The organism is Chitinophaga sp. CF418 (assembly GCF_900142925.1).
Taxonomy (GTDB): domain Bacteria; phylum Bacteroidota; class Bacteroidia; order Chitinophagales; family Chitinophagaceae; genus Chitinophaga.
This window is the reverse complement of sequence record NZ_FRCN01000011.1, coordinates 38,668-49,866: the sequence shown is the minus strand read 5'-3', so window position 1 is coordinate 49,866 and position 11,199 is coordinate 38,668. Positions and strand designations below refer to the sequence as shown.

Sequence of the window (11,199 nt, the reverse complement as noted above, 5' to 3'; positions counted from 1 at the left end):
TTATTGACATGTTTAGTATTACAGAAGATATTCCGGTAAGATTCATAAATGGACAGCAAATACCTGCCAGGGCAAGGATATTGCCCGATAGCCTGATGATGGTGCTTAGCACGCAGCAGAGTATTGACGCCATGGAAAAAGAGATGATGGACGCCATCGGTAGTGTGGAAGACTGGCTGCATATGTCGAGAACGGACTCACTGGCATTTGATGCCGGTACAGGATTACTGAAGGCGGTATCTTTTTACTATCCTGAACTGAACAGGGATCCGGGTAATTTACATCTGCTGAAGACAGCTGAGAAAACAGTTGGTATTCCACAGCTAGAAACTGATGCGCCAGCCTTTGAGCTTATTCCTTTTGAGTACCGGTATTATCAGGAAGAAAGAGATTTGTTGTTGTGTTTTGATGATAGATTCATGGAGGTGGAGCAGTTGCAGGAAATAGCCATTTCCAATGAAGTGTCCTTGTTCTTTAGCAATGGTCAGTATTGTGCGTGGGGAGTATATCATCCGGAAGTGCTTTTGACAAACCACATCGGGGCAACAACTGCTTATAACGCTGATGCTTTTCTTAAAGCGTGTTTTCAGGAAGCCTTTGCACTCATTACTGATGAAACAGTGGAGCAGATGCGTGAACATGATGGGCAAGCATTGCGGAAGATTGCAGCGTTGCATAACAGAATAGTGGCACATGGTGCAGTCGTTGACAGCCCGTTGCAGGTATTGAAGGAGTGGTTGTTTAGTCTTGCGGATAAGTTTTACAGGGAGAAAGAGTTGGATGGCTTGTTTAATGAAGGTAGTGCATAACAGGACATTCCCTGCCAACTTTTTACCATGCTTCCTTTAGTCCTGTTTTCAACGCGGCCTGATACTTCGCCTGATCAAAACTGTATAAAATAGGGCTACGATGCGCGCCTCCCTTTCGTTCTTTATCATGTTTGATAAAGATGTCGTACCCGAGCATTTTACGTTGGAAATTGCCCCTGCTTAATGGTTTACCGAGGATGGTCTCATACAGTTTCTGGAGATCAGGCATGGTGAATTCCTCCGGTAGAAGATTGTAACCAATGGGCTTGTAGTTTAACTGGAAACGCATGGTTTCCAGTGCTGCTTCGTAGATCTGGCGATGGTCCATCATCATACCAGGCAGTTCATGCACACTTTTCCATTCACAGTCAGTGGAAATGTCATCTACTACCGGAATGATCTGCTCATAATCTACCAATGCATAATATCCGACAGAGATGAAGCGCTGTCTGAACCATATTGATTCGGGCAGATAGCTGAGATCCGTTTCTGATCTTCCCGCATTGCCGAATGTTTTAAACTGCTCAAGAAAGACCTTTTCCGCCCCTGTACGGGTCTTCAGGATCCTTATGGCCGCATCGTTAAGATGCTCGTCCTTGCCGACATATCCTCCCGGCAATCCCCAGTGTTGCAGACCTTTCATCCTGATCAGCAATACTTTTAATGTGTTGGAATGGAAACCGAACACTACGCAATCAATGGATACATGAGGTAAATAATCCCTGTAAAACTCCTGGCTCCGTTCCTCAAACAGTGAAATTTCATCCATACCCAAAAATATAATATTTGGAGTCCAGGGGGAATATTTTTATTATTGTATCAAAATGATACAATGAAGCATGTATGCCGGAATTGTGTCGATATGCCACATATTTTCTCACCGTTATGAAACATCTGACATGAAAGCCAGACTTTTTATTGCCTTCGCTATTGCATGTACCGGCATAAGGGTATCAGCGCAAACCCAATTCACAATTGTCAATAATAAAAATGGAGCCACATTAGGGTATTCACCTGCATCGGGGGTGAAGATACTGACGGTGGGCGGATTGAAGTTCAAGGACCTGAACAGGAACGGTAAGCTGGACAAGTATGAGGACTGGCGGCTTCCTGCGGATGAGAGAGCGAAAGACCTGGTGAGGAAGATGTCTGTAGAGCAAATTGCAGGGTTGATGCTGTATAGTATTCATCAGTCTATCCCGGCAGCGGAAATGGGCTTCCGTTCGGGTACCTATAATGGAAAAACCTTCCTGCACAGCGGGGTACGGCCTTCTGAGCTGACGGATCAGCAGAAAGCATTTCTGAAGAATGATCACCTGCGGCATATATTGGTCACTTCTTTACAGTCGCCCGCTGTAGCTGCAGAATGGAATAATAATGTACAGGCTTATGCCGAAGGACTGGATATGGGTATTCCTGCCAATAACAGCAGTGATCCCAGGCATATGGCTACAGCAACAACTGAATTCAATGAGGGCGCAGGAGGCCAGATCTCTTTATGGCCCGACGGACTGGCCATGGCGGCAACATTTGACCCTTCAATAGTGCGGGCGTTTGGAGAGATTGCCGGAAAAGAGTACCGGGCTTTGGGTATCACTACCGCCTTGTCTCCACAGATAGACCTGGGAACAGAACCACGCTGGTACCGTATTAACATGACCTTTGGGGAGAGCAGTCTGCTGGCTACCGATATGGCAAGGGCTTATATTGATGGTTTCCAGACCTCTGCAGGAGCTGCTGAGATCAAAGACGGCTGGGGATATCATAGTGTGAATGCAATGGTAAAACACTGGCCGGGAGGCGGTCCGGAGGAAGGTGGGAGAGACGCACACTGGGCATATGGAAAGTTTGCCGTGTATCCAGGCAATAACCTGCAGGAACATATCGCCCCTTTCGTAAATGGTGCACTGAAGCTGAACGAGAAAACCTTGCAGGCGGCGGCTGTTATGCCTTATTATACGATCTCCTACAATCAAGATACAAAGAACAGGGAAAACGTGGGGAATGGGTTCAGTAAATACATCATTACTGACCTGTTGAGAACCCAATACAAGTACGATGGCGTGGTTTGTACTGACTGGTTAATTACCGCGGATGAGGGAAAAACGCCTGATCAGTTTGCGGGAAAATCGTGGGGCGTTGAAAAGCTGTCTGTTGCTGAGAGACACTACAAAGTGCTGCTGGCGGGTGTAGATCAGTTTGGCGGCAACAATGATATAAAGCCTATTGTTGAAGCGTATCAAATGGGGGTGAAAGCTTTCGGGGAACAGGCATTCAGGGAACGTTTCGAGCAATCGGGTGTCCGCCTGCTGAGGAACATTTTCCGTACAGGGTTGTTTGAGAATCCCTATCTCGATGTTGAGAAAAGTGTGCAGACGGTAGGGAACAAAGATTTTATGAAAGCGGGTTATGACGCGCAGGTAAAATCAGTGATCCTGTTGAAGAATCATCAGTCTGTATTGCCTGTGCAACAAAAGAAAACAGTGTATGTGCCGAAAATGTATACTGCTGCTGCAAGGGACTGGTGGGGGAATTTTAATCCGGCGAAGTTTGAATACCCTGTAGATACGAATACTATAAAGAAATATTACAATTTAACCACTGATCCGAATGCCGCCGATTTTGCGATTGTGTTCGTGAACAGTCCGCAGAGCCCTTCCGGAGGTTACGACAGCAATGACCGCAGGAAAGGCGGGAATGGTTATGTACCTGTTACATTGCAATACCAGACTTATACAGCTACTGATGCCCGTGAAAAAAGTATTGCAGCCGGAGATCCTGTGGTTGATCCATCAGTGATGGACCGCTCTTACAGGGATAAGTCAGTCACGGCAGCCAACTTCACAGACCTGCAAACCATACTCGATACAAAGGAGATGATGAGAGGAAAGCCGGTGATCGTTTCTGTGACTGCTTCGAAGCCTATGGTATTCAGAGAATTTGAATCGCAGGCAGATGGCATTGTGTTGAACTTTGGCGTATCTACGCAGGCAGTGTTGGATATTATCTCCGGAAAACAGGCACCTTCCGGCCTCTTGCCAGTGCAGATGCCGGCCAACATGCATACCGTAGAAATGCAGAAAGAAGACATTCCTTTTGACATGGAATGTCATCTCGATGCTGACGGGCATCGTTATGATTTTGGTTTTGGGCTGAACTGGAAAGGCGTTATCAGCGATGAACGGACAAAGCAGTATGGCCATCAGTCATCAGTCCTGGCAGGAACGAAATGATCTGTCAGTTGAATGTTTGCCTGAATTCCAAGGGTGAAAGATTCGTTTTTGTTTTGAATAACTTGCTGAATGACTGAGGATGTTCAAAGCCTAATTCGTAGGCTATCTCACTTACCGACAGTGCTGTGGTAGAGAGTTTTTCCTTGGCTATATCAATCAGTTTACTGTGAATGTGCTGCTGGGTATTCTGCCCCGTCAGCACTTTCAGTAAGCTGCTTAAATAGTTAGGAGATACGTTTAAGGATTGGGCGATATACTGAACGGTGGGCAGTCCTTTTTTTATCAGATCAACACTGTTGAAGTAAGCAGTGAGGAATGCTTCCAGCCTGGTAAGAATTTTATGGCTGCTGATCTTACGGGTAATGAACTGACGGTGATAAAACCGCTCAGCATAGGTCAGTAATAATTCCAGCTGGGCAATGATCACACTTTGACTGAATTTGTCAATGTTGGAGTGATATTCCTGCTCTATCTGCTGAATGATGCCAGCAATGATGGCTTCCTCTTTTTCTGAAAGATGCAGGGCTTCATTGGCCGCATAGCTGAAATACTCATACTGCTTTATTGTTTTGGCCAGCGGTGTATTCCAGAGGAAATCGGGATGGAAGAACAGCAACCATCCCGAGTGTTCTAATGCTTTTTTTGATTCGATGGAATAAACCTGTCCGGGAGAAATGAAGAACATCACACCTTCGTTGAAATCGTATTCCTGCTGACCGTATTTCAGCTTGCCGGTGAAATTTCTTTTCAATGCAATGGAATAGAAGTGCTGCGTAAGACCTCTCGGTTCATTATCCTGGAGTTGTCTTACGGCTTCTAAGTTTACTACGCTGATCAGGGGATGTTCCGGCTTCGGTAAGCCCCTGAAACTGTGATAGTCGCTTATTGTTTTGAGTTGATGTGGTTCTTTGTTCTTCATTCTTTAAGACATTATCATCCTTGTTTAAAAGCAGTGGCAAACTCTTTTACAAAGTCTTCCAGTTTTACCTTACCGGGGGTAATGGGCTTATGCTGCTCATAATCTTCAGCAAAGGCGCCGCTGTGGAGACAAGCATACATCTCGACGAGACTGGCTGCAATAATTGGCCGTACGCCGGCCTTTTGCAGGCCATTCAGCATTTGTTCATCCGTGCATATTTCCCATTTCAGATCAGGCTTTCCGATAGCTGTACCTAAAAGGTAGACAATCTCGTTGACAGTACGTTCATCGCTTGCAATATACCGCACTTTTTTTGCTGTGCCGGTAATGGTTAATTCTTCCGCAGCGACAGCAGCAATATCAGCCGGTGATACCAGTACGATCTTATCTTCTCCGCCATAATTTGCCTGGATAATGCCAGCGCCTTTTATCATCGGTACATAGTTGTAAAGATTGTAGTAGAAGTACCCGGGTCTCAGGCTAGTGAGGGAGATGCCTGGTAATTCGCCCAGTACCTGCTCTACATCGTGAGCACCAAGAAGGAGGCCGGTACCTTTATCCAGATGGGCGCCCATAGTGCTCAGATGGACTACCCTCTTCACACCGGACTGCCGGATGGCTTGTGCATATTGGATGCCCGTTTCCCGGTAATATGCTCTTGGGTCATCAGTCTTTGTGTGGTTGGGAGGTGTCATAACATATACGGCATCGGCACCGCTGAATGTCTTCGTAAGAAAATCAGCATCTTCCACTGAGCCGATAGCGGCAGTAGCGCCCAGCGCTTCGATGGCTTGCTGTTTTTCAGGGTTGCTGCTGATAACGGTAATAGCATGACCTTTCTGTATTAATTCCTTTGTGAGTGGTTTGCTGATGTTGCCTAAGGAGCCTGTTACGATTATTTTCATGTTGCTGATTTTTACGCTACAAAGGTCAGCCGCGATAAAAGAACGGATGTAGCCGGATCTAATATTGTTGTAGTCAAAACCGGGGTACTTATCTAGCCGTACTAACAAATTTGTAGGTATCCGGCAATTGATCAGTATCAGATACCTTTGATCGAAATTTTTCGATCAGATATGGACTTGTATTTAAAAGGAAAAACGGCAGTAGTCAGCGGCGCCAGTCAGGGCATTGGCCGTGCGATAGCAAAGGAATTAGCAATAGAGGGTGTGAAGGTTTTTGCCACCGCGAGGAATGAGGACCTGCTGAATAGTTTAAAAGATGAAATAGTGGCCGCAGGAGGGATAGAACCTGTGGTTTTCGTACAGGATTTTGTTGCAGCTGATGCACCGCAGCATATCGCAGCAGCTGCGTTGTCGGCGCTGGGGCATGTAGACGTTCTCGTTAATAATACAGGGCGTAGTGCTCCGATGGATGTTGTAGGATCGGAAGAAGATTGGGAAGGAGCTATGACGCTGGATTTCGATCGTCATCGGCAACTGACGCAACAGTTTTTACCCCATTTTATGGAACGTAGGCTGGGGGCTATCCTGAATGTGATCAGTACTTATGAGTTGCGTTCAGTGAATGGTTCTGCTGTTGCAAAGGCGGCGATAGTTGTATGGTCTAAACAGCTTGCCGGACAATTGGGTAAGCATGGTATCAGGATCAATTGTCTGCAGCCAGGACTTATCGACACGAATAATATCCGTCGTTTCTTTCCGGGGGATGAACGGAGACAATTTGCAGAAAGAGAGATTCCATTGGGTGATTTCGGAGAGCCGCAGGATTTGGCTAATATGGCTGTGTTCCTGGTGTCGCCCAGGGCAAAGTATATTACAGGTTCGGTTGCTGTAGTGGATGGAGGAATGCGGCATTATCCATTTTAAGCAGCGAATATTTATTGATGTAGGAATTTTAGGATAGTACTTCCGTTAACACATCCAGCATTTTCCCCCATGTCTGTTTGGATTGCTCGATAAAATCCTCAGATCCGGGAGGCATTTGATGCGTTAATGTTAACTCGCATCCTTCCAGGATCGGGGCGATATCGATCACTACCCGTGATTGGTTGCCGCTGGGGTCCTGTTTGACAGACCAGGTGAATGACAGGTGAACTGGCCGGTTGATGGCGAGGTATTCACCTATGTGATCGAACTGGTTACCCTGTCTGCGTACCGAATAGGTGAATTTCCCTCCAACAATAGGTTCGTTGGTAAGGCTGAGGATCTCTTCATCCCTGACGCATGGCCCGAACATAAACTGCGCGATCTGCCGGGTATCGAGGAATGCAGTGAAAACCTGGTCCGGTGTTGCTGAGAATAAACCGGTAGTTACTGCATGTACGGGTAATTTATCTGACATGTCTGCTGGTTTTTTTTCCTGCTATCAAATATACGGCAATCCCCGCTCCGGCGAGCAGGGCCCCGGCTTTTAGCAGACGTCTGATACCCGGTTTAATGTGTGGCTTTGTGTTGCCATTAGTACACATGGCAAAATTCACTGTGTTGAAGAGGTTGCCGTCGGTGGAAGAAGCTTTTTTCGCTCTTTTAAGGTACATTTTCATCAGCAGTCCTGAGAGCTTTGTGGTCAATTCCGGCGCAATAGCATGGCTGAGTTTGAACAACAGAGAGGCCGCGCCGGGATACCTGGTAGACTTTGGATGCAGGATAGAAGCTTTGACAGCCTGGGCCATTATCAGGGGGTCGTATACCAGCGGAGCGGGCTTTAATACCTTGCCGGTATAGTTGCTGGCGTGATGTATGCCTGGCGTGTCCAGAAAGGCGGAAAACAGGTCAACCACATGAATATGGGGCCAACTGGTCAATTCTCCCTTAAGCGCCTCAAAAAAGCCTCTTAATGCGAATTTGCTGGCACTGTAGGCGCCGCCAAAAGGCACGGGCAGGAAACCTCCGATGGAGATATTATTGATAAGGATGCCTCTTTGCTGATATTTAAAGTAGGGTAGCACTGCATGTGCTCCGCTCATATAACCGAGCAGATTGGTAGCAATCACGCGCTGGTGATTTTCCCAGGGCATTTTCTCGAAGGCGCCGGCAGCAAGGACGCCTGCATTGTTCACCCATACATCGATCCTGCCTTTCCATTCGAAGGCAGCCCTTGCCAGGTGCCGTACGGATGAGTGGTCGGTCACGTCTGTCGGGACGACCAGTGCTTTTGTACCTAAGTCCCTGCATTCCGTGGCCAGTTCTTCCAGGGCAGCTTCATTCCTGGATGCCAGTACAGGAAATGCCCCATCCTGTGCCAGATGAAGGGCGATGGTACGGCCCGCGCCGCTTGAAGCGCCGGTTATTACGATGACTTTGCCTGCGATCTGATTTTCCATAAATATAGAAGCTCAAAACCTGCGCCAATTGATGATATTTCTGATCATTGGGAGAGGGGTAGCAGCTGGTAAATCCAGTACTGACTTCCGCAATATTGTGCCCAGGTTTTCTGAAGAGAACAGGAAAGCCAACCAGGTATTGGTAGACCTGCTAAAAGATATAGCAGCAGAAAAGGAGGCAAGCCCTGCGCAGATCGCGTTGGCATGGCTACTGGCGCAAAAGCCATGGATAGTGCCTATACCTGGAACTACAAAGTTGTCCCGTCTGCAGGAAAACATTGGTGCAGTATCTGTTGAGCTTTCCCAGGATGATCTGCAGGCTATAGAGAATGCTGCGGCTAAGATCAAGGTACAGGGGGAGAGGTATCCGCAACATTTACAGGCCAGGGTTGGTAAATAACAATCATACCAATTTAATTAATGAAGAAAGTATTGATCATAGGCGCTACGGAGCGGACATACCGTGTTCGTTTCCGGACGTTTAGCAGGAGAATGTTTTCTGAAACTATTGCTCCGCATGGCTTTCATAATTGGCATGGCTGTTGAAAAAGGATAACTTTACACAGCACCTGATATATGTTTAAAAGCTATTTTAAGATCGCGTTTCGCAACCTGGTTCGCCAGAAGCTCTTTACCGGTTTGAATATTTTCGGACTGGCTACAGGGATGACCTGCAGTTTACTTATTTTTTTGTGGGTACAGGATGAGCTGAGCTTTGACAAGTTCAATAAGAATGCAGGTAATATATACCGGCTTACGGCCAGAATAGGTGATAATGAAGCCGCCACTGTTCCGCCGGCGATGGCGGCAGCGATGAAAGCGGAGATCCCCGGTGTAAAGAATGCAACAAGAATTGCCCCGTTTCACAGGATGGTGACGGTGGGAACAACGAAATTTGATGAGAAGGATATTTACTTCGCTGATACCAACTTTCTTAAGATCTTCAGCTATCCTTTACTCAGCGGAAACGTAAATACTGCACTTGCCGCGCCGGATGCCGTAGTACTTACGGAAGCAACTGCTATCAGATACTTTGGTACCGCAGATGGCGCCATTGGAAAAACTATCTACATCGACAATGACATAAAAGGGACGAACCTGACAGTAACAGGCATTTTAAAAAATGTTCCGGCCAATTCCCATTTGCAATTTGATCTGTTGCTGCCCATGCAGCTGTATGATAAGATCAACAGTCCCGATGGGGCCTGGACCAATTTTGATGTGTATACTTATTTGGAGCTGTCGGATCATGCTGCACTTAGTAAAATTGCGCGACAGGCCTATGAGATACGCGCCAGGAACGACAAATTCCCGCTCCCTGTGTCATTCTTTGCACAACCGCTCACTGATATTCATTTGTACTCGCATTATATGCTGGATGTGCCCGGCCAGGGGAATAAAGACTACGTAATGATATCTTCACTGGTAGCGATTTTTATTTTGCTGATTGCCTGTATCAATTTTATGAACCTGTCAACAGCACTTTCTTCACAGAGGGCTAAGGAAGTGGGACTACGTAAGACCATAGGCGCTGAACGTTTTCAGCTCATTCTGCAATTCATGGGCGAATCCTTACTAATTACAGCTGTTTCATTGGTGATAGCTATTGCGCTTGCGGCATTACTATTACCCCTATTTAATGATCTGACTTCAAAGAGTATTTCCCTTAACCTGTTAAGTATAAGGATCGTATCATCGCTTTTAGCGACAGCAGTATTGGTAGGTGTAGTATCCGGCAGTTATCCTGCATTCTTCCTCTCTTCCTTCAAACCGGTGAAGGTTTTAAAAGGTGTAGCAGGGCTACATGGCCGAAAGTCCTTTTTAAGGAATGGGCTGGTGATCGTACAATTTGCTATATCTGTTATTTTAATGGTGTGTACACTGGTGGTATATAGACAGCTGCAATTTATAAAGAACAAAAACATCGGTTTTGATAAGGAGAACCTGTTGTATGTAAAAATGCCTGAAGTGGGCGATCTGCATGCTAACAAGGAGGCGCTTACAACTACACTCGATCAGTATTCAGGTATCCGTTCCTATACAATCGCCGATAATCTGCCAACTTATATTTCAAACGGTATGGAACTTCGGGGGCCTGCCATGAAGTCGACGGATTATCTGATGGGGTATCGCCTGCGTACTGACGCGAACTTTATAAAGACCTTTAACATGCAGCTGGTTGCCGGCCGGTTCTTTTCCAAAGATATGAAAGGCGATGATACTACTTATGTAGTAAACGAGACCGCGATAAAGGCCATGCATCTTACCCCTTCAGAAGCGATTGGTCTGACAATAACGTTCAATGACGCTGTAGGCACTATCATTGGTGTAGTGAAAGATTTCAACTTCAAACCTATACAGCAACCTGTTGAGCCATTGGTAATGAAAAATAATTTTGCGGGTGGCTATGTGGTGATGCGCACAACACCGGGCAATATGCAGGCTATTATAGGTTCTATCAAAAAAGTGTTTGAAAAGGTATACGGCGATTATCCATTTTCCTATGGTTTTGTAGATGAAGACCTGCAAAAGCTGTATCTCGCAGAACAGCGTATGGGCAAGCTGTTTAATATTTTTTCCGTTTTGTCTATCATCATTTCCAGCCTGGGGCTTTTCGGGCTGGCAACCTTTGCTACGCAAAAACGCTTTAAGGAAATAGGTATACGAAAAGTGATGGGGGCGAGTGAAGCGGGCATTGTAGCTATGCTTACGAAAGACTTTATCCGGCTGGTGGCCTTTGCACTTGTAATTGCTTTTCCTGTGGCCTGGTGGGCAATGAATAAATGGCTGGACAACTTCTTTTATCGCATCGATATTGGCTGGTGGATGTTTGCATTAGCCGGATGTGTGGCGCTGGCAATAGCGTTTTTAACGGTGAGTTATCAATCAATAAAGGCGGCGGTGGCTGATCCGATAAAGAGTTTGAGGACGGAGTGAGGCGCCCAACATTAT

10 protein-coding genes are annotated in these 11,199 nt (G+C 46.3%); 5 read left to right on the top strand and 5 right to left on the bottom strand.

The features are described 5' to 3' along the window. The first annotated feature begins 8 nt into the window (after positions 1–8). The gene (locus F3I09_RS22945; RefSeq protein WP_149697392.1) at positions 9–809 is read left to right on the top strand and encodes a hypothetical protein; all 801 of its coding nucleotides are present in this window, start codon (positions 9–11) and stop codon (positions 807–809) included. A gap of 22 nt (positions 810–831) precedes the next feature. On the opposite strand, the gene F3I09_RS22940 is transcribed toward F3I09_RS22945, so the two are convergent. Beyond that, complete coding sequence (locus F3I09_RS22940) at positions 832–1,578, bottom strand: NUDIX domain-containing protein (RefSeq protein WP_149697391.1); 747 nt, start codon at positions 1,576–1,578, stop codon at positions 832–834. Positions 1,579–1,708: 130 nt separating this feature from the next. On the opposite strand from F3I09_RS22940, the gene F3I09_RS22935 reads away from it, so the two are divergent. After that, positions 1,709–4,042: a glycoside hydrolase family 3 N-terminal domain-containing protein gene (locus F3I09_RS22935; protein ID WP_149697390.1), complete on the top strand. Its 2,334-nt coding sequence runs from the start codon at positions 1,709–1,711 to the stop codon at positions 4,040–4,042. A 4-nt stretch (positions 4,043–4,046) separates the two neighbouring features. On the opposite strand, the gene F3I09_RS22930 is transcribed toward F3I09_RS22935, so the two are convergent. Both F3I09_RS22930 and F3I09_RS22925 read right to left on the bottom strand, forming a co-directional pair. Beyond that, positions 4,047–4,961: an AraC family transcriptional regulator gene (locus F3I09_RS22930; protein ID WP_149697389.1), complete on the bottom strand. Its 915-nt coding sequence runs from the start codon at positions 4,959–4,961 to the stop codon at positions 4,047–4,049. A gap of 14 nt (positions 4,962–4,975) precedes the next feature. Continuing rightward, positions 4,976–5,866, bottom strand: coding sequence for an NAD(P)H-binding protein (locus F3I09_RS22925; RefSeq protein ID WP_149697388.1), 891 nt, complete (start codon positions 5,864–5,866; stop codon positions 4,976–4,978). 171 nt (positions 5,867–6,037) lie between these two features. On the opposite strand from F3I09_RS22925, the gene F3I09_RS22920 reads away from it, so the two are divergent. Further along, positions 6,038–6,790, top strand: coding sequence for an SDR family NAD(P)-dependent oxidoreductase (locus F3I09_RS22920; protein ID WP_149697387.1), 753 nt, complete (start codon positions 6,038–6,040; stop codon positions 6,788–6,790). Positions 6,791–6,818: 28 nt separating this feature from the next. Here F3I09_RS22920 and F3I09_RS22915 read toward each other — a convergent pair whose 3' ends face one another. Further along, on the bottom strand, positions 6,819–7,265 hold the full coding sequence (locus F3I09_RS22915) for an SRPBCC domain-containing protein (protein WP_149697386.1): 447 nt from the start codon (positions 7,263–7,265) through the stop codon (positions 6,819–6,821). After that, complete coding sequence (locus F3I09_RS22910) at positions 7,255–8,247, bottom strand: SDR family oxidoreductase (protein WP_149697385.1); 993 nt, start codon at positions 8,245–8,247, stop codon at positions 7,255–7,257. Before F3I09_RS22910 ends, F3I09_RS22915 begins: the two co-directional genes overlap by 11 nt. Before the next feature lie 31 nt (positions 8,248–8,278). Here F3I09_RS22910 and F3I09_RS22905 point away from each other — a divergent pair, with 31 nt between their 5' ends. Further along, positions 8,279–8,647, top strand: a complete 369-nt coding sequence (locus F3I09_RS22905) for an aldo/keto reductase (RefSeq protein ID WP_149697606.1) — start codon at positions 8,279–8,281, stop codon at positions 8,645–8,647. Positions 8,648–8,823: 176 nt separating this feature from the next. Further along, positions 8,824–11,184, top strand: a complete 2,361-nt coding sequence (locus F3I09_RS22900; protein WP_149697384.1) for an ABC transporter permease — start codon at positions 8,824–8,826, stop codon at positions 11,182–11,184. The last annotated feature ends 15 nt before the right edge of the window (positions 11,185–11,199 follow it).